The organism is Streptomyces sp. NBC_01288, from assembly GCF_035982055.1.
Classification (GTDB): domain Bacteria; phylum Actinomycetota; class Actinomycetes; order Streptomycetales; family Streptomycetaceae; genus Streptomyces.
In genome coordinates, this window is record NZ_CP108427.1 from 9,277,862 (window position 1) to 9,297,841 (window position 19,980).

Sequence of the window (19,980 nt, forward strand, 5' to 3'; positions counted from 1 at the left end):
TCGTGACCGCACGATCCACCGAAGGGCACATCGCCGTCATCGGCATGTCGTTCCGGTTCCCGGGAGCGGACTCCGAGGAGACCTTCTGGGACCTGGTGAAGTCGGGGCGAACGGCCGTCCGCGGATTCACCGACGAGGAACTCGACGCCGCCGGGATCCCCCAACAGGAGCGCACGGCCAAGGAGTTCGTGGCGGCCGCCGGCACCTTGGGCGACGTCAGCGCCTTCGACGCCCCCTTCTTCGGCGTCAACGGCCGTGAGGCCGCGTCGATGGACCCCCAGCAGCGCCTGTTCCTCGAATGCGCCTACCACGCCCTGGAGGACGGGGGATACGCGGCAGCGGCCCCGGACCTGCGGGTCGGGGTCTTCGCCAGCGCCGGATACCAGCTCCACCCCCTCAACACCTACCTGCTGAACAACCTCGCCGAGGTCGGATGGGACGTGCGCGACTGGGCCACCGCGGCCCGGCCGGCGCTCGGCACCTCGGCGGACTTCCTCGCCACCCGGGTCGCCTATCTGCTCGACCTGACCGGCCCGGCGGTCTCCGTCCAGACGGCCTGCTCCAGCGCGCTGGTCGCCGTGCACCAGGCCTGCCAGGCGCTGCGGGCCGGTGACGCGGACCTGGCGCTGGCCGGTGCCTCGGCCGTGCACCTGCCCCAGGTCTCCGGCTACCGCAGGATCAACGGCTCGGTGCTCTCGGCCAGTGGCCGGTGCCGGGCCTTCGACGCCGACGCCGACGGCACCGTGGGCGGCAGCGGAGTGGCCGCCGTCCTGCTCAAGCCCCTGGACCGCGCCCTCGCCGACGGCGACACCGTCCACGCGGTCATCCGTGGCATCGGGATCACCAACGACGGCGCCCAGAAGGACAGTTACCTCGCCCCCAGTGCCGCCGGCCAGCGGGACGCGGTGCTCCGTGCGCTGGAGACGGCCGGCGTCACGGCGGACAGCATCGGCTATCTGGAAGCCCACGGCACCGGCACCTACAAGGGCGACCCGATCGAGTTCGCCGGCCTCTCCGCCGCGTTCCGCCGGTCCACCGACGAGGTGGGGTTCTGCGCACTGGGCGCGGTCAAGTCCAGCATCGGCCACCTGGACGTCTGCGCCGGGCTCGGCGGTCTCGTCAAGGCCGTGCTGGTCCTCAAGCACGGAGAGATCCCGCCGCTCGCCGGCTTCACCCGGCCCAACCCTCTCCTGGACATCGACGGCAGCCCCTTCCACCTGCCCGACAGCCCCCGGCCGTGGCCCCGGGGCCCCGAACCCCGCCGCGCCGGTGTCCACTCGCTCGCCGTCGGCGGCACCAACGTCCACATCGTGCTGGAGGAGGCACCGGACCCCCGCCCCAGAACCTCGTCGGTCCCGCCACCGGGCCTGCTCGCGGTGTCCGCCCGCGACGGCAACGCGCTGGAGGAGTACGCCCGTTCATGGCGCGACAGGCTGCGCGGCACCCCGCCCGCCCCCGTCGAGAACGTCCTCACGACCGCCCTCACCGGCAGGCGCCATCTGCGCCACCGCCTCGTCGCCCTCGGCAACACCCCACGGGAACTGGCCGATTCACTGGACGCCTTCCTCACCCGTACGGACACCACGGCCCCGCCGGTGCCCTACGCCACCGGTGAGATCTCCCGGGGAACGGCCACCCTCGCGATGCTCTTCAGCGGCCAGGGCAGCCCGTACCCCGGCATGGCACGGCATCTCTACGACCGCTTCCGCGTCGTACGAGAGGTGCTCGACGAGTGCGAGCACCTCCACAAGGAGGCAGGCGGCGCGGGCCTGTTGGGGCCGCTGCTCGATCCGGGCCCTGTCGCGCCGGGTCACCTCTGGGAGACGGAGACAGCCCAACCGGCCCTGTTCGCCTTCCAGTTGGGGCTGACCCGGCTGTGGGAGCACTTCGGCGTCGTCCCGGCCGTGACCGCGGGACACAGCGTCGGCGAGTACGCGGCCCTGTGCGCCGCCGGAGCGTTCTCGCTCGCCGACGGCATACGGCTGACCACCTTGCGCGGCCGCATGATGCGGCAACGCACCAGCCCCGGTGGGATGTTGGCGGCACTGGCGGACCGCGAGCAGATCGACGAGCTCCTCACCAAGGTGCCGGGCCTCGAACTCGCGGCCGTCAACGGCACCGGCAACCACGTGCTCGCCGGGCCGACGCCGGCCGTCGAGGAGGGCTGCCGTCTCCTCGAAGCCAACGGTGTCGGCGTGCGCCGGCTCCCGGTGGACCGCGCCTTCCACACCACCGCGCTCGACCCGGTCCTCGACGAACTGCGCGACGCGCTGGGCACGGTGACCTTCACTCCGCTCACCACCCCGTTCGTCAGCAGCGTCGACGGCATCCTGCGGGCCGAGGGCTGGGTGCCGGACGCGGACTACCTCGTACGGCAGGCCCGTGAACCCGTCCGCTTCGACGCGGTACTTGAGCGCCTGGCCGCAGACGCCCACACCGCAGTACTGGAGGTGGGCCCCGGCAGTGGTCTCACCGGCATGGTGCGGCGCTCGCGGCCCGGCATCGTCGCCGTGGCGGCTCACCGGCGCGGCACCGAACTGCCGTCGCTGTGGGCCGCGTTGGCAGACCTGTACTGCCACGGCCTGCCCGTCGACTGGAACCACGTCCTGGAGGGCACGGGCGGCCGACGGATCCCCCTGCCCCGCTACCCCTTCCAACGGGCCCGGCACTGGTCGGGACCCGCCCTCGTGGTGCCGCTCGCGCGGGACCCGGCGCCGCGCAACCCGACGGACGACATCCCGTCGGCCCACTCATCGAACACCTCGGGCGACAGCCCGCCGAGCAAGGAGAACGACATGACCGAGTCGGTGCTGGCCCGTGTGACGGAATTGGCCGCGCGGCATCTGGGGTGTGCGGTGCCGGAGGTGGTGGGGGACCGGGCGTTCGTGGATCTGGGCGCGGATTCCTTCCAGATGGTGAGTCTGCTGCGGGAGTTGGAGGAGGGGCTGGGGGTTCGGGTGTCGATGCGGGAGCTGTTCGAGGAGGCGTCGACGCCGGAGTCGCTGGCGGCGCTGGTGGCGGAGCGGATGGGCCCCGCGTCCGGCGCGACCGAGACACCCGCGGCACCGACACTTGCTCCAACCCCCTTGCCGGAAGCACCCGTTGATACGCCCGAGCCCGTCGACGCGGAGCCCGGATACGCCAGTCGGGAGACCGTGGCTCTGCTCGCCCGGCAGGTTCAGGTGATCGCGGAAGGGCAGCTCCAGATCCTGGCGCAGCTCACCGCGCTGGCCGGCCGGAAGGGAGCGGAGGCGTGAGCGCGGGGAGCGGGCCGGTGTCACCGTCCGCCGAGCCGCCCTCCGCGGTGGACCGCCTCGCCCACCAACTCGCCCTGATCGCCGGGGGATCAGGGGTGCCGGCGCCGCCGGCGTCCGCGCGGCCTGCTCCACCGACCTCGCCCGCACCCGCCGTGCACGGCCCCCGCGTGGCCGTCTCCGCCGCGTCCGGGATGGCCGCGGGATCGACCAGCGAGGCGCAGCGGGCGCATGTGGCGGACCTCGTCGAGCGCTACACCCGTAGGACCCGGTCCTCGAAGGAACTGACCCAGCGCCACCGGAAGGTGCTGGCCGACAGCCGTGCGGCGGTCGGGTTCCGCAAGGGCAGCAAGGAGATGCAGTACCCGCTCGCCGCCCGACGGGCCTCCGGTTCGTGGCTGGAGGACATCGACGGCAACCGGTACGTCGACATCACCATGGGCTTCGGTGTCCTGCTCTTCGGCCACGAGCCCGAGTTCGTCACCGAGGCCGTCCGCGAACACCTCGGCCGTGGCCTCCGGCTCGGCCCGCGCAGTCCCGAGACCGGCGAAGCGGCCGAACTCCTCAGCGAGTTGACGGGCTTCGAGCGGGTCGCGTTCGCCAACTCCGGCACCGAGGCGAACTCCGCGGCCATCCGGCTCGCCCGCGCCGCGACCGGCCGCAACCGCATCGTCTCCTTCACGGGCGCCTACCACGGCCACGCCGACAACGTCCTCGGCCGGGCCATGGGCGGTGACGGACACCGGACCGTGCCCGTCTCCCACGGCATCCCGCAGGGCGCGGTCGACGACCTCACCGTCCTGCCGTACGGCGACCCCGCGAGCCTCGACGCCATCGACGCCCTGGGCGACACCATCGCCGCGGTCGTCGTCGAACCGGTCCAGAGCCGCAACCCGAGCCTGCGACCGGCCGAGTTCGTCCGCAAGCTGCGCGAGGTCACCCGCCGGCACGGCATCGTCCTGTTCTTCGACGAGATGCTCACCGGCTTCCGCCCGCACGTACGAGGAGCCCAGGGCCTCTACGGCGTCCAGCCCGACCTGGCCACGTACGGCAAGGCCATTGGCGGCGGCTACCCGATCGGCGCGATCGCGGGCCGCGCGGACATCATGGACGGCATCGACGGCGGGTTCTGGAGCTACGGCGACGACAGCGGCCCGGGCCACGACACCACCTTCTTCGGCGGGACGTACATCCAGCACCCCCTCGCGATGACCGCCGCCAAGGCGGTGCTCACCCACCTGAAGGAACACAGCCCCACGCTCCAGGACCGGCTCAACGCCCGCACCGACCACCTGGCCGGCACGCTCAACGGGTTCTTCGATGAGGAGGAGTTCCCGCTCCGGCTCAAGCACTTCGGGTCGATGTTCAAGTTCGACCACCGGGCCGACATGGACCTCCTTTACCACCACATGGTCCTCAAGGGGCTGTACGTCTGGGAGTGGCGCAGCTTCTTCCTGTCCACCGCGCACACCGACACGGACGTCGAGTTCATCACCGACACGGTCCGGGACTCGCTGCGCGAGCTGCGGCAGGGCGGCTTCTTCCCCCGGCGGACGGCACCGACGGCTTCTGCCGCACCCAAGGCAGCCCCGCCCGTCACGCGTCCCGCTCCCGCCTTCAGCCTCTCCTTCTTCGGCGACTACCCCGAGGACGGCGCCGGGCAGAAGGACCGGTACGGGACCCTCATCGACAGCGCCAAGTACGCCGACGAGCACGGATTCCACGGTGTGTGGCTGCCCGAAAGGCACTTCCACTCCTTCGGCGGCCTCTTCCCGAACCCCGCCGTGCTGGCCGCGGCCATCGCCCGCGAGACCGACCGGATCCGGATCAACTCGGGTTCCGTCGTGCTGCCGTTGCACGATCCGGTCCGGGTCGCCGAGGAATGGTCCATGGTCGACAACCTGTCCGGCGGACGCGTCGGCCTGGGCTGTGCGAGCGGCTGGAACTCGCGGGACTTCGTCTTCTACCCGGACACCTTCGGCCGCCACAAGGAGGTGACCCGGACCCACCTGGAACAGATCCGGGCGCTGTGGCGGGGCGAGACGGTACGGCGCACCGCGGGTGACGGGGAGGTCGACGTACGGCTGTTCCCGCGTCCCGTGCAGGCGGAGCCGCCGATGTACATGGCCGTCGTCGGCCGCCGGGAGTCGTACGAGGAGGCGGCCCGGGCAGATCTCGGCATCCTCACCAACCTCATGGCCCAGTCGGTGGAACAGCTCGCGGACAACGTGGCGCACTACCGCGCGACCCGCGAGAAACACGGCCTCGACCCCGACGCCGGCCGGGTCGTGGTGCTGATGCACACCTACCTGGGCAGCGATCCGGCCGCCGCACGCGACGAGGCACTCGACCCCCTCTCCCGCTACATGCGGTCCTCCCTCGCCCTGTCCGGCCAGGTCGCCAACAGCCTCGGGCTCGGCATCGACGTCTCCGCCACCAGCGAGGACGACCTCGACTACATCTTCCGCCGCGCCTACCGGAGGTACTGCGACGAGCGCGCGCTGATCGGCTCCCCCGACAGCTGCGCCGCGATCGTCGACGCCGTACGCGCCGCGGGCGTCGACGAGATCGCCGCGCTGGTGGACTTCGGGGTGACCTCCGACCAACTGCACGCAGGAATGGGCCAGTTGGACGCGCTCCGTCGTCGCTACCACGGTGACGTCCCGTCTGGCACAGTTCCCCCGACCCCCGAGAGCCCCTCGGACCGGTTGAACTCCCTCATCGACGCCGTCCACGACGCCGTCCACGAGGAGCCGTGGGACGACAGCGCGGCGGAGCGGACCGCGCCGGCCACCGCCGCCCAGCGCCGGCTGTGGCTCGCCGCCCGGCTCGCGGGGGACGTCGCCTACAACGAACTCCAGGCCGTACGGCTGCACGGCCGGCTGGACCGCACGGCCCTGCGAGCCGCCGTACAGAGGGCCGTCGACCGGCACGACGGACTGCGCACGGTCTTCCGCGTCGACGCGGACGACGAGACCGGCGAGACACTCCGCCAGGTGGTGAAGGCGCCGGCGCCCGTCGACTTCGCCGTCACCGACGCCCGCGGCCAGTCGCCCGAGGCGGCGATCCGCACCGCGCTGCGCGCCGAGAACGAACACCGCTACGACCTCGCGGACGGGCCGCTGTTCCACGCCGGACTCGTGCGGCTCGCCGAGGACGACCATCTGCTCGTCCTCGGGATGCACCACATCGTCATCGACAGCCACTCGGCCGACCTGGTCACCCGGGATCTCCAGGAGGCCTACCGGGCCCAACTCGACGGCCGCGCCCCCGACTTCGGCGGACCGGCGGGCACCGGCCTCACCCTGCCGTCCGCCGTCGACCGGCCCGACGACCTCGCGTGGTGGCGGGCCCACCTGGGGGAGACACCGCCCGTCCTGCGGATGCCCACCGACCGGCCGCGCCCCCGCTTCCCCAAGGGACAGGGCGCCTCCGTCACCGCCCGCTTCGACACCGCGACCACGGCACGGCTCCAGTCCTGGAGCAGCCGGCACCGCGTCACCCTCTTCGCCACCCTCTTCACCGGCTGGCAGACCGTGCTGCGCCGCTTCTCCGGACAGGACGAGTTCGTCCTCGCCACGACCTTCGGGCAGCGCGACCCACAGGCCCAGGACGTCGTCGGCTTCTTCGTCTCGCTGCTGCCGCTGCGCTGCGCCCTCACCGACGACACCAGCCTCTCCGACGCGGTCCGCGCCGCCCGCGACTGTCTGCTGGACGCCGGCGAACGGGCCGACGTACGCCTCGACGGACTCATCGCCGAGATCAACCCCGAACCCGGCGCACCGCGCCCGCTCACCCCGGTCTCCATCGACTTCGACAACGAGGCCCTGCCCGGCATCGACCTGCCCGGCCTGCGCGCCGAGCCGATCTCCGGCGCCGGAGACTCCGCACCGCTCGAACTCATGCTGCTGGTCACCAAGGACCGCGACGGCCTCAACCTGCGCGTCAAGTACGACACCGAGCTGTACGACGGGACCACCGCACAGCGTCTCGTGGACCAGCTGCACCTCGTCCTCACCGCGATCGCCGACGACACGGCGACGACCATCGGCGACCTCCCCCTCCTCACGGCCGGAGACACGGACCTGCTCCGTACCTGGGAGGTGAGCCGCCCGGCGGACAGGCACCCCGAAGCCCTGACGAACGTACGGCCCGACGACGTGGACGAGGTCGCCCTCGTCGACGCCGACGGCACCGAATGGACCAGGTCGCGACTGCGCCGCGCGGCCGACGCGGTCACCGCGCGACTGACGGCGGCCGGCATCGGAGCCGGGGACATCGTGGCGGTCGCGCTGCCCAAAGGCGCGGAGTTCGTCGCCGCCCTGGTCGGGATCGTCACCAGCGGCGCCGCCTATCTCCCGCTCGACCCGGCCCAGCCCGTCCCCCGGCTGACGGCCATGCTCGCCGACGCCCGCCCCCGCGCCCTCGTCTGCCAGGACCCCGCGCACCCGGTCGCCGACGAGATACCCGACGTACCCCGCGTCCACGTCGACCTCGACGCACCCGCCACCCCGCCCGGCGAGCTGCCCACGCCCGCCGCCGACGACCTGCTGTACGTCCTCTACACCTCCGGTTCCACGGGGAGGCCCAAGGGCGTGGCCGTGGAGCACGGCAACATGGCCGCCACCCTGTCCTGGTATCTGTCCGACGTGCCCGTCACCGACCGGGACCGCCTGTCCTGGTACTCCAGCCCCGGCTTCGACTTCGGGCACGTGGAGATCTGGCCGGCACTGGCCTCGGGCGCCCGGTTGTACGCCGTACCGGACGAGGCCCGGCTCGACCCGGCCGCCCTCACCCGCTGGTTCGTGGAGCGGGGGATCACCGTCGCCAACCTCCCGACACCGATCGGCGAGGCCGTCCTCGCCGAACCCTGGCCCGAGGACGCGGCGCTGCGCGTCCTGCACATCGGCGGGGAACAGGTGGTCGCCCGGCCGCGCCCGGAGGCACCGTTCACGGCGTTCAACGTCTACGGCCCGACCGAGGCCACCGTGTTCTGCACCTGGGGCGCCATGGCACCGGAAGGTCCCGGGACCCCGCCCATCGGACACCCCGTGCCCGGCGTGCACACCCGGGTCCTCGACGCGAGGGGACGCCTGCTGCCGCCCGGCGTCACCGGTGAACTCCACCTCGGCGGCGAGCAGGTGGCCCGCGGCTACCACGGCTCCGCCACCCTGACCGCGGAACGCTTCAGCACCGACGCGGACGGCCGGCGCTGGTACCGCACCGGCGACCTCGTGCGCTGGAACCACGACGGACAGCTGGAGTTCGTCGGCCGGAGCGACGACCAGGTCCAGATCCGCGGCGTCCGCGTCGAACCCGCGGAGGTCTCGCGGGCCGTAGCCGCGCTGCCCGGCGTCCGCGAAGCCCTCGTGACCGGAGTCGTGGACCCCGGCAGCGGCCAGGGCAGGCTCGTCGCCTGGATCCGCCCCGAGGAACCCGTCACCGACGAGAACGCCGCCGTCCGCCGCTGGCGGCAGCAGCTCGCCCGGGCCCTGCCGAGGCCCATGGTCCCCGAGGAGTGGACCGTCACCGACCGGCTGCCCACCGACATCAACGGCAAGCGGCTGCGCCGTCCCGACACCGAGGAGACGACACCCGAACCGGCGCCCCCCGCCGTGGCGGACCCGGTCGCCGACGCCGTGCGCGCCGAGTGGAGCGGAGTCCTCGGAACCGACGACATCCCCGAGGACGCCTCCTTCTTCGACCTCGGCGGCCACTCCCTGAGCGTGATCAAACTCCTCGGCAGGATCGAGCGGCGCCTCGGCGTCAAGCTCGCCCTGTCCGAGTTCTTCGACGCGCCGACCCTTGAGGGCAACACCGCAGCCGTGCTGGCAGCGCGCGCGAGCGCCCCCGAGGCCCGGGTCAGGGGGCGGCTGTGAACCCGCCCGACGGCATCGGCCGACTGCTGGAGACGCTGGAGGCATCCCGGGTACACCTCTGGGAGCACAACGGCAGCATCCACTACGACGGCCCGGCGGACGCCCTGCCCGCCCCGGTGCTCGGTGAACTCCGCCGTCACCGGGAGGAGATCCTGCGCCGGCTCGCGTCCCCTTCGGCCGCCGAGGTGCGCAGGGTGCCCGCGGGAACCGAACACGCCCGCATGTGGCGGTCCGTACGGACCGTGGCCCACCCCGAGGTGTGGACGAACTCCTTCTACACGCACACCCGGACCCGCCTCGACGTGCCGGCGCTGCGGCAGGCCGTCGACGACGTCGTGGCCCGGCACGAGTCGCTGCGCGCCGGATTCGCCGAAGACGCCGACGGGCGGCTGGAGTTGAGCATCCACGCCGAAGCACCCGGCCGCGTCGAGATCCTCGCCGTCGAACCCGGGGAGACCTCCGACCCGCGACGGCTGTACGACCGCTGCCTGCGCTTCGCCGCCGAGCCGCTGAACCTCGCCGCCCCACCACTGCTGCGCCTCGGCGTCGCACGCCACGACGGCGACACCGGACCCGACGACGTCCTCGCACTGGCCGTCCACCACCTGATCGCCGACGGCGTCACGCTGGAGATCCTCGGCGACGAACTGGGCGCCTGCTACCGGGCCCGCTCACGCGGCGAGACACCCCAACTCCCCGAGCCACAGCCCTTCGTGGGCTTCCTGGAGCACGAACGGCAGTGGACGCGGGCCGAGTTGCCCGCCGCCCTCGACGCCCGCGCGGCCCAACTCGCGGGCTCGGCCGCACTGTTGGCCTTCCCGCCCGACCAGGAGGCGGACCCCGACAGCATCGACAACGTCAGCTTCGCCGACCTGGACGATCAGGAGAGCGCGCTCTTCACCGACGCGGTCCGGCGGGCCCGGGTCAGCGAGTTCTCGGTCATGCTGGCGGCCCTGAACGTCCTGGTCGCCGACATCACCGGCGAGCACGACTTCGTCCTGGCGGTCTCGGCGGCCTGCCGGGTGCCGGAGTACGCCGAGACCGTGGGCCTGGTCCGCCGGCACCTGCCGGTACGCCTGCGTGCCCAACAGGGCGACAGCTGGACGGACTTGGCGCGCCGTGCCCTGGACGCCCTGGGGCAGGCCCTTGAGTACCCGCTGCTCTCGTTGGACGCGGTGCGCGACCGGTGGGCTCCCGAAGTCCCGGAGGAATTCCCCCAGTTGGTCGTGACCCATCTCCCCGAGATGCGGCTGGGCGTCGACCTGGGCGGTGGTCCGGTGCTGTGGGCGGAGTGCCCGCTGCCGGGTGCCCGCGCCGGCATCGCCATGGTCATGCGCAAGGACTCCGGGCGGATCAGTGGCGGATTCGAGATCGCCGGCTCTCTTGCCGGACCGCGGACCCGACAGCTGTGGCTCGACCGGTTCACCCGGCTGCTGGTCGAGGCGGCCCAGGACATGGACGCCCCGATACCTGTCCCGCGCCTCGCCGCGAACGCCCCGATACCGGCCCCGCGTCCCACCACGAACGCCCCGGGAGGCGCGCGATGACCCTCGACCTCGCCGACCCGGCGACCTACGTCGACCACGACATGACCGCCTTCTGGCGCCGCCTGCGCCACGAGGACCCCGTGCACCGGCAGCCCGCGGCGGACGGCCGCCCCGGGTTCTGGGTGGTCTCCCGCTACACCGACGTCCAGCGACTGCACCGGGACACCGAAGGCTTCGCCTCCGGCCGGGGCAATGTGCTCGCCGCCCTCCTCGCGGGCGGCGACACCGGCTCCGGCCGGATGCTGCCCGTCACGGACCCGCCCCGGCACCCCGCGCTGCGCGCCGTCATGAGCGCCTCGTTCGCACCGCGCGCCCTGCGCCGGGTCCGCTCCCGCATCGAGGACACGGCCCACGACCTCGTGCGCAAGGCCGCCGCCCTCGGGGAGTGCGACTTCGCCACCGAGGTGGCCGAGCGGATACCCCTGCACACCATCTGCGACCTCCTCGACGTCCCCGCCGCCGACCGGCCGTTCCTCCTCGACGTGGCGAAGCGGTCGCTGGGCTTCGAGGAACCGCAGGAGTCCGACCTGCGGGCCCGGCTCGCCCGGAGCGAGATCGTCCGCTACTTCCAGGACCTGGCCCACACCCGCCGCGACCGCCCCGGTGAGGACGCCGTCAGCGCACTGGTCGTGGGCGAGGTCCACGGCGAGCCGCTCTCCGACGAGGACATCGCCCTCAACTGCTACAGCCTGCTCCTCGGCGGCGACGAGACCGCCCGCCTCACGATGATCGAGGCCGTCCGCGCCCTCGCCGAACACCCCGCACAATGGCGCGCACTCAAGAGCGGCGACGTGGAACTGGCCACCGCCACCGAAGAGGTACTGCGCTGGGCCACCCCGGCCATGCACGCCGGCCGGTACGCCACCCGCGACACCACCCTGCACGGCCGGCACATCAAGGCCGGCGACATCGTCACCCTGTGGCTGTCCTCCGCCAACCGCGACGAGGAGATCTTCGCCGACCCCGACACCCTCGACCTGAGCCGCTCGCCCAACCGCCATGTGGCCTTCGGCTTCGGCCCGCACTTCTGCGTCGGCGCACAACTCGGACGCATGGAGATCAGCGCGGTCCTGGCCGCCCTCCGCGACCACGTGCCGGACATCCGGCTCGACGGTCCCGGCCGCCGCGTCTACTCCACATTCCTCAACGGCCACAGCAGCCTGCCCGTCTCCTTCGCCGCCCGGCCCTCCTCACGGAGGCCCGCCCCGCGCCGCCGCGTGAAGCTGTTCTGTATCCCGCACGCGGGCGGCTCCGCCCGCGCCTTCCAACCCCTGGCCGACGCACTCGGCGAAGAGACCGACGTCGTCCCGTTCCAGCCGGCCGGCCGCGACACCCGCCACCGCGAGCAGCCGTACGACACGTTCGGCGCGGCCGTCGACGACATCGCGGCGCTGATCGAACGGGAGGCGGGCGACGGGCCGTACGCGATCTACGGGCACAGCCTGGGCGGGCTCCTCGGATACGAGACCGCCCGCCGCCTGAGCGGGCAGGGGCGCCCGCCCCGGCATGTGTTCGTGTCCGCCAGCAGACCCCCGCAGCGCCGCTACGGCGAGGACGGCGGGCCCGCCATCCACACCTTCCCCGACCTGGCCTTCCTGGGCGCACTCGCCGCCACCGGGGGAGTGCCGCGGGAGTTCCTGACCGAGGACGACGCGGTGGCCTACTTCACCGCACGCATCCGCGGGGACTACGAGCTGTACGGCCAGTACCGGCACGACGGCGCCGAGCCCCGGCTCACCTGCCCGGTCACGGTCGTCACCGGAGCCGACGACCCCGTCACCTCGTCCCACGACGTCGGGCTGTGGGGCGACCTCACCACCGGACCGGTCACGCACCTGGAGCTGCCCGGCGCGGGTCACTTCTTCCTGGACAGCCACACCGGGCCCGTCGTGGACCGGATCCGTTCCGCGCTGCTGGCGGCCGCCGAGGACCGGGCGACGGAGCCGCTGCCGCAGGAGGTGTTCCGGGAGGCCATGGCCCGGCTCGCCGCACCCGTCACGGTCGTGACCACCGTCGACCGTGACGGCCGGCCGCGGGCGTTCACCGCGAGCGCGGTGTGCAGCCTGTCCGCGGACCCGCCGCTGCTGCTCGTGTGCCTCAACCGGAACGGCAGCGCGCACGACGTGTTCGCCACCGCAGACCGCTTCCTCGTCAACGTCCTCGACCACCAACAGGCGCACCTCGCCCGGGACTTCGCCAGCCACGACCGCGCCGAGGCCGAGGCTGTCCTCGTCCCCCTGGAACTCGGCCTGCCCGGACTGCCGGACGCGTCGGCCCGGTTCGCCTGCACCCGACGGCAGGTGCTGCCCGGCGGCGACCACAGCATCCTCATCGGCCGTCCGGAACGCGTCGCGCTGTCCGACGTACCGCCGCTGATCCACTTCCACCGCGACTGGCACCGGCCCACCGCCGTGCCCGCCGCCCCTTCCCCAGGTCAACGGAGCCACCTCGTATGACGTACCGATCCCCCCGCGCCGCCGTCCTCACCGGCATCGGCTCCTGGCTGCCGCCCGACGAACTCACCAACGCCGAACTGGAATCCAGGTTCGACACCACCGACGAGTGGATCCGCAGCCGCACCGGCATCGCGAGCCGCCGCAGGGTCTCACCCGGCGTGTCGACCTCCGACCTCGCCGTCGAGGCCGGGCTCCGGGCCCTGAAGTCCTCCGGCCAGGACTCCGTCGACGCCGTGGTGCTCGCCACGACGACGCCCGACGAACTGTGTCCCGCCACCGCACCCCAAGTGGCCGCCAGGCTGGGCCTGGGGACCGTGCCGGCCTTCGACGTCTCCGCCGTCTGCGCCGGTTTCCTCTACGGCCTGACCACCGCCGCCGGTCTCATCGCGACCGGCGCGGCCGACCGGGTCCTGCTCATCGGCGCCGAGGCCTTCACCACCCTCATCGACCCCGGGGACCGCTCCACCGCCGCCATCTTCGGCGACGGCGCCGGAGCCGTCGTCCTGCGCGCCGGAGACCCCGGCGAACCCGGGGCGATCGGACCCGTGGTGCTCGGCAGCGACGGCAGCCACAGCGAACTCGCCGAGGTGCCCGCCGGAGGCGCCCGCCGCCGGGTCTCCACCTCCGAGGCCGCGCCCTATCTGCGGATGCAGGGCCGGGAGATCTTCCGCCACGCGGTACGCCGGATGACCGCCGCCTGCCGCACCGCGACCGAGGCCGCGGGCTGGCAACTCGCCGACGTGGAACGGCTGGTGGCCCACCAGGCCAACATCCGGATCGTCACGGCGGTGGCCGACGGACTCGGCATCCCGCCCGAGCGCCGGGCCTCCAACATCGAGCGCGTGGGCAACACGGCCGGTGCCTCCGTGCCCGTGCTCCTCGCCGAGGAGAACGCGTCCGGCGGCCTGGTCGCGGGACAGCGCGTCCTGCTCACCGCCTTCGGCGGCGGACTCGCCTGGGGCGCGGCCACGCTCGTCTGGCCGGCGCTGACCACCGCGGAGTGACAGCCGCCCGCACACCCCCTCGTACGGCACCCGCCCTACGAACTCCCCTCCCGCTCAAGGAGTTTGGCATGACCGGTTACGACACCCTCAAGAAGATCTTCGTCGAGGACCTCAAGGTTCCCGCCGACCTGGTGGCCCCGGACGCCACCCTGAAGGACATCGAGTTCGACTCCCTCGCGCTGGTCGAACTCACCGTCATCCTGGAGCGCGACCTCGGCATCGACATCCACGAGGACGAGCTCAAGGACCTCGCCACCCTGGCCGACATGGCCCGGCTGGTGGACGAGCGGGTCACCCAGGCGCGGGCATGACACCCGGCACCGACACGGCGGTCACCGGCCTCGGGCTGGTGACCCCGGCGGGCATCGGGGCCGAGCGGAACTGGGCCGCGATCCGGGCCGCCCGGGCCACCGCGGCCGCCCCCGACCCCGCCCTGGCCGACCTGCCGGTCCGGATCTCCTGCCGGGTACCGGGCTTCGACGCCGAGGCCCTGCTCGGCGGGCGGCGGGCCCACCGCCTCGACCGCTTCGTCCAGTTCGCCCTCGTCGCCGCCCACGAGGCGGTGTCGGACGCCGGGCTCGACCCCGGCACCTGGGACGGGGCACGGGTGGGCGTGGTGCTGGGCAACGCCGGAGGCGGCACCCAGACCTTCGAAAGCCAGCACCAGGTACTGCTGACAGAGAAACCGCAGCGGGTGACACCGCTGCTGCTCGCGATGTACCTGCCCAACATGCTGGCCGGGCAGGTCGCGATGGAGTTCGGCGCGCGAGGCCCCAACCTGGTCGTCGCCACCGCCTGCGCCTCCGGTGCCACGGCGATCGCCACCGCCCGCGACCTGCTGGCGCTGGACCGCTGCGACATCGTCCTCACCGGCGGCAGCGAAGCGCTCGTCACCCCGCTGATCATGGCGGGGTTCGCCAGAATGGGCGCGCTCTCCAGGCGCGACGACGACCCGCGGGGCGCCTCCCGGCCCTTCGACGCCGACCGCGACGGCTTCGTCGCCGGCGAGGGCGCCGGTCTCCTCGTCCTGGAGCGGACCGCCGACGCACGGGCCCGCGGTGCGCGCGTCCGGGCCCGGATCACCGGGCACGGCAGCAGCGCCGACGCCCACCACATCACCTCCCCGCACCCCGAGGGACACGGCCTGGAACAGGCGATCCGCCAGGCCCTCGCCGAGACGGGCGCCGCGCCCCGGGACGTGGCCCACGTCAACGCGCACGGCACCTCCACGCCGATGAACGACCTCGTCGAGGCCCGCACCCTGCGCCGGGTCCTGCCCGACGGGCCGCACGTCAGCTCCACCAAGGGCGTCACCGGGCACCTCCTCGGCGCCGCCGGAGCCGTCGAGGCCGCCTACACCGTGCTCGCCGTCCAGCACGGCGTCGTCCCGCCCACGGCCAACCTCACCACGCCCGACCCGGAGATCGACATCACCCTGACCACGACCGAGACGCCCCGCACGATCGGCCTGGCTCTCAGCAACTCCATGGGATTCGGCGGCCAGAACACCGTGCTGGCGGTGAGCCCCGCATGACCTCCCGGCTCAGCTCGACGCGGGCCAGTCGGCGTACCGGATACGGCGCAGGTCGACAACCTCGCCGAGGGTGCCCCACTCGTCCTTGCCCAGCCGGGCCAGGGGGCGCAGCCGGGTGACCTCGGGATGACCGTCGTGCAGGACGGACTCGTCGACCGCGAGGTGGACCACGCGTCCGAAGACCACGGTGGAGTTGCCCAGCCGTAGCGTGCTGTGCAGTTCGCACTCCAGCGCCACGGGGGAGCGGGCGACGCGCGGTGCCTTCACCCGAGCGCTGGCCTCGCGCTCCACCCCCACGGCGTCGAACTCGCTCACGCCTTCCGGGAAGTCCGTGGCGGTCTTGTTCACCTCGTCGATGAGCGACTCCGGGGCGAGGTTGACCACGAACTGCCCGGTGGCCTCGACATTGCGCAGCGAGTCCTTACGGCCGACCGAGGTGAACTGCACGATGGGCGGCGCGACGCACGAGACGGTGAAGAAGGAGTGCGGGGCGAGATTGTCGACGCCGTCGGCGGAGACCGTCGACACCCAGGCGATCGGGCGCGGAACGACGGTCGCGGTGAGGAGCCGATAGACCACGACCGGGTCCAGCTGGGCCGGGTTGAATTCAGTGCGCATACCAGCGATATATCAGATACCCACGAGGCGTCGCGCTGCCGCCCTGTCGCTCTGCTGCACGGCTACGACCGGCTACGGCGACGGGTGGCGGTGGGTCCCGGTCCCGCGGTGCTTCTTCCGGGCGGCATCCCATATGCCCACCGGCCCGGGGCGGTTACCGTGGCACGGGACGGGAGCGGTCGGCTCCGGGCGTGTTCGAGGGATCCGGAGGACCGCAGGTGGGAAGCCCCGAGGAGTCCCGGGTGGCCCGCATACTGCTGCCGCAGCTGAAGCTGGACGAACTGCTGGAGGAGTTGCAGGCCCGGCTGGACGCGGCCCGGGGTACGCGTGACCGGGTGCACAGCCTGCTGGAGGCGGTCCTCTCGGTCGGCCGGGAGCTGGACCTGGAGCAGGTCCTGCACGGCATCGTGGAGGCGGCGGCGGTCCTGGTCGACGCGGAGTACGCCGCGCTCGGCGTGATCACCCCGGACGGCAAGGCCCTGTCGGCCTTCCACACGATCGGCGTCACCGAGGAGCGGATCGCCGAGATCGGCCCCTACCCGGAGGGCCACGGGATCCTGGGCGAACTGATCCGGCACCCCGAGCCGTTGCGGCTCGTGAAGATCTCCCAGCACTCGGCCTCGTACGGCTTCCCGGCCCACCACCCGCCGATGAACAGCTTCCTCGGGGTCCCGATCCGGGTGCGCGACCAGGTCTTCGGCAATCTGTACCTGACCGAGAAACGTGGCGGTGCGCAGTTCGACGAGGAGGACGAGTCGGTCCTGTCGACCCTGGCCGTGGCGGCCGGTGTCGCCATCGACAACGCCCGTCTGTACGAGGAGTCCCGGCTGCGCGAGCGCTGGCTACAGGCCAACGCGGAGATCACCCACAGCCTGATGTCCAGCGGTGCGCGGACCGACGTCCTCGCCCTGATCGCCGAGCGGGCCGGCGAGATCACGGGATCGGCCCTCGCGGCGGTGGCGCTGCCGATGGAGGGCACCGGATCGCTCGCCGTGGAGATCGCCGTCGGGATGGACGCGGAGGCGCACCAGGGGCTCGTCCTGTCCATGGACCGCAGCCTGATGGGGCTGGCGTTCGCCCGAGCCGCTCCCGTCACCAGTGCGGACGTCGGCAACGACGGCCGCATCTCGCTGGATCCACCGCGCTTCGGGGGACTCGGCCCCGCCGTGGCCGTGCCCATCGGCACGGGCGAGGCGGGTGTGCGAGGCGTGGTCCTGCTGGCGCGGGAGGCCGGGCGGCAGCCCTTCTCGGCGCCGGAGACCGAGACCCTTCAGGCCTTCGCCGCCCAGGCGGCCGTAGCGATGGAACTCGCCGACCGCCGCCGGGACGCCGAGAAGATCGCCGTGCTCCAGGACCGCGACCGCATCGCCCGCGACCTGCACGACCTGGCCATCCAACGGCTGTTCGCCACCGGCATGACCTTGCAGAGCGCCGTCCGATTCATCGAGCACGAGGAGGCCGCCGAACGCGTGGAGCGGGCGGTGGACGACCTGGACGAGACGATCAAGATCATCAGGTCGACCATCTTCGGCCTGCGGGCGCGTGACGGCGGCGCCGGTACGGGACTACGGGCCCGTGTCGTGCACGCCGCCGCCGAAGCAGCTCCCGTGCTCGGCTTCGCGCCCAGCGTCCGGATGGAGGGCCTGGTCGACACCGACGTGCCGCGGGAGATCGCCGACCAGGTGATCGCCGTGCTGTCCGAGGCGCTGACCAACATCGCCCGCCACGCTCGGGCAGGCCGTGCCGACGTCGCCCTGGAGACCGACGGCCGCGAAGTGCGCCTGGCGGTCACCGACAACGGTGTGGGCATCCCGGCCGAGGGCCGACGCAGTGGGCTCCTGAACATGGAGGAGCGGGCTCGACAACTCGGCGGCGAACTGAACTGGACGACTCCGCGGGACGGCGGCACCAGGCTGGTGTGGCGCGTACCGGTCACCCGGAAGTAGGCGCCCGCCTCGCCTCCGGCGCGGCCCGCCCATCGCCGGACGACGAAGCGCTATTCCTCGCCGGCGAAGGCGAGTTGACGGCTTTCAACGGCTCCCGGGGCCGGTCCGCGACCGGCACGGTCACCACCGGAACCGTCGCGTGCCGCACGCACTCGCGGCCCACCGGGCCGACCGAGGGGAGTCCGAAGTTCCCGTGCGCCTTGCGGCCCAGGGCCAACAGCACGGCGCCGCGCGCCTGTTGGAGCAGCATGCGGGCGGGCGGTCCCTCCACCACGACGCGGCGCACGGCACCGTCGATCCGGGACCCCAGGGCCTTGCGCACGGTGTCGGCGAGGACCTGGGCGGCCTGCTCGCGCTCCTGGTCGACCGTCGGGCCGGCGGGCACCGCGGCGTAGGGCGCGTGTCCGCTCGCGGCCGGTTGCCAGGCGTGCACGGCGACGAGGTCCGTGTGCAGGACGGTCGCCTGCTCGGCCGCCCAGCGCAGGGCCGCCATCGACGGCTCGGAGCCGTCGACACCCACCACGATGCCGGTGCCGTCGGGGTGTTCGGTCATGGCAGCCTCCCTGCTCGGTCTCCTGTCCCCACAGTGGCCCGGACGCGGCGGCCGTGCCGTGGGCCGAAGGTCCCTTGCGGCCGGCCGGAGGGGTGCGGAGGAAGAGGGCCGGTCGGTGGGACGAACGGGTCCGTCCGGCCCCTGTGACTGCGCGGTGGGCGGCACGAGTCTGGGGTCCGGTGGAGCGCTTCTTCCGTCCGGGGAGGGTGCCTGAGAGGGGTGGACTGTGCTGAAAGGCCCGGTGGTCGTGGGAGTGGACGGTTCGCCGTCGAACACGGCGGTGGTCGAGGTCGCCGCGCGGGAGGCCGAGCGGTTGGGGGTCGGTCTGGAGCTGACGCAGGCGGTCGGCTGGCCGTCCGGGGCGGGGCGGTTCGCGATTCCCTCGTGGGAGGCGGACGGGACCTGCGGGCACGCGTCGACGCGTGGCGTACTGGCCGAGGCCGAGCGGTACGCCCGTGGCGCCGCACCGCGTGTGCGGATCTCGCGCGGAGTCCTCGTGGGCGAGCCCGGGACCGTGCTGGAGGGCGAGTCGCGCACCGCCTCGCTGACCGTCGTCGGAAGCGACGGCGCATACGGCCACGGCACCCGGGGCGACGGCACGCTCGCCGGGCGCCTGTCCGCGTGTGTGTCCGGTCCCCTGCTGGTGGTGCGCGGCAGGCCGAACCCGGTCGGCCCGGTGCTGCTCGTGGTCCACGGCGCGTCGACGCTGCGAGGAGCCGCCGAATTCGCCTTCGCCGAGGCCTCGGCACGCGGCGCGGACCTGGTGTCGGTACGGCTGCGGAACATCTCCGCCGCACGTCCCTACGGCGGCTCCGCACAGGCCACGCCCCAGGACGAGGAGGACCTCGCGGTCGCCGGGGCACTGTCCGAACTGCGCGAACGGTACCCGGACGTCACCCTGCGCTGCCGCAGGCCCCGCGGCGGATCCCACCGGGCCCTCGTCGAGGCCGGCGCGAACAGCCAACTCCTGGTGGTCGGGGTGCGCGACCGGTACCGGTTCGCGCGCCTGCCGCTGGACCCGGTCTGCCGGACGGCACTGCACGAGGCGGACTGCCCTGTCGCCCTCGTCCGCTGCTAGGCCTCGCGTACGCCGAGGGAACGAGTGACCGGTGGAACGGATCTGGCGTTCCACCGGTCGCCCGCGGTCTCAGGTGTGCGGTGCGAGCCGCGCGTCGTCCGCCGGTACCTC

11 protein-coding genes are annotated in these 19,980 nt (G+C 73.0%); 9 read left to right on the forward strand and 2 right to left on the reverse strand.

All coding sequences use genetic code 11. The annotated features are described in order from the left end of the window. Positions 1-2: 2 nt before the first annotated feature. From OG194_RS41700 to OG194_RS41730, 7 genes are all read left to right on the forward strand, one after another. Positions 3-3,257, forward strand: a complete 3,255-nt coding sequence (locus OG194_RS41700) for a type I polyketide synthase (RefSeq protein ID WP_327405900.1) — start codon at positions 3-5, stop codon at positions 3,255-3,257. Further along, positions 3,254-9,133: a MupA/Atu3671 family FMN-dependent luciferase-like monooxygenase gene (locus OG194_RS41705; protein WP_327405901.1), complete on the forward strand. Its 5,880-nt coding sequence runs from the start codon at positions 3,254-3,256 to the stop codon at positions 9,131-9,133. Before OG194_RS41700 ends, OG194_RS41705 begins: the two co-directional genes overlap by 4 nt. Then, positions 9,130-10,680: a condensation domain-containing protein gene (locus OG194_RS41710; RefSeq protein WP_327405902.1), complete on the forward strand. Its 1,551-nt coding sequence runs from the start codon at positions 9,130-9,132 to the stop codon at positions 10,678-10,680. The genes OG194_RS41705 and OG194_RS41710 overlap by 4 nt, the downstream gene beginning before the upstream one ends. After that, entirely contained in the window at positions 10,677-13,136 is a 2,460-nt protein-coding gene (locus OG194_RS41715; RefSeq protein WP_327405903.1) for a cytochrome P450, read from the forward strand. Before OG194_RS41710 ends, OG194_RS41715 begins: the two co-directional genes overlap by 4 nt. Beyond that, a complete protein-coding gene (locus OG194_RS41720; protein ID WP_327405904.1) occupies positions 13,133-14,140 on the forward strand; it encodes a beta-ketoacyl-ACP synthase III in 1,008 nt (335 codons plus the stop codon). Before OG194_RS41715 ends, OG194_RS41720 begins: the two co-directional genes overlap by 4 nt. A gap of 68 nt (positions 14,141-14,208) precedes the next feature. After that, positions 14,209-14,451, forward strand: coding sequence for an acyl carrier protein (locus OG194_RS41725; protein WP_327405905.1), 243 nt, complete (start codon positions 14,209-14,211; stop codon positions 14,449-14,451). Then, positions 14,448-15,674, forward strand: coding sequence for a beta-ketoacyl-[acyl-carrier-protein] synthase family protein (locus OG194_RS41730; RefSeq protein WP_327405906.1), 1,227 nt, complete (start codon positions 14,448-14,450; stop codon positions 15,672-15,674). The genes OG194_RS41725 and OG194_RS41730 overlap by 4 nt, the downstream gene beginning before the upstream one ends. Positions 15,675-15,683: 9 nt before the next feature. On the opposite strand, the gene OG194_RS41735 is transcribed toward OG194_RS41730, so the two are convergent. Continuing rightward, complete coding sequence (locus OG194_RS41735) at positions 15,684-16,292, reverse strand: flavin reductase family protein (protein WP_327405907.1); 609 nt, start codon at positions 16,290-16,292, stop codon at positions 15,684-15,686. Between the two features lie 218 nt (positions 16,293-16,510). On the opposite strand from OG194_RS41735, the gene OG194_RS41740 reads away from it, so the two are divergent. Beyond that, a complete protein-coding gene (locus tag OG194_RS41740; protein WP_327405908.1) occupies positions 16,511-18,238 on the forward strand; it encodes a sensor histidine kinase in 1,728 nt (575 codons plus the stop codon). On the opposite strand, the gene OG194_RS41745 is transcribed toward OG194_RS41740, so the two are convergent. Then, entirely contained in the window at positions 18,225-18,791 is a 567-nt protein-coding gene (locus OG194_RS41745; protein ID WP_327405909.1) for a universal stress protein, read from the reverse strand. The genes OG194_RS41740 and OG194_RS41745 overlap by 14 nt on opposite strands. A 226-nt stretch (positions 18,792-19,017) precedes the next feature. Between OG194_RS41745 and OG194_RS41750 the strand changes: the two genes are divergently transcribed. Continuing rightward, on the forward strand, positions 19,018-19,869 hold the full coding sequence (locus tag OG194_RS41750; protein ID WP_327405910.1) for a universal stress protein: 852 nt from the start codon (positions 19,018-19,020) through the stop codon (positions 19,867-19,869). Positions 19,870-19,980: the final 111 nt, after the last annotated feature.

What these genes read in the sequence shown, in the direction of transcription:
- OG194_RS41745 (WP_327405909.1), bottom strand. Translation starts at nt 18,791, where the DNA reads ATGACCGAACACCCCGACGGCACCGGCATCGTGGTGGGTGTCGACGGC.
- OG194_RS41735 (WP_327405907.1), bottom strand. Translation starts at nt 16,292, where the DNA reads ATGCGCACTGAATTCAACCCGGCCCAGCTGGACCCGGTCGTGGTCTAT.
- OG194_RS41730 (WP_327405906.1), top strand. Translation starts at nt 14,448, where the DNA reads ATGACACCCGGCACCGACACGGCGGTCACCGGCCTCGGGCTGGTGACC.
- OG194_RS41720 (WP_327405904.1), top strand. Translation starts at nt 13,133, where the DNA reads ATGACGTACCGATCCCCCCGCGCCGCCGTCCTCACCGGCATCGGCTCC.
- OG194_RS41725 (WP_327405905.1), top strand. Translation starts at nt 14,209, where the DNA reads ATGACCGGTTACGACACCCTCAAGAAGATCTTCGTCGAGGACCTCAAG.
- OG194_RS41715 (WP_327405903.1), top strand. Translation starts at nt 10,677, where the DNA reads ATGACCCTCGACCTCGCCGACCCGGCGACCTACGTCGACCACGACATG.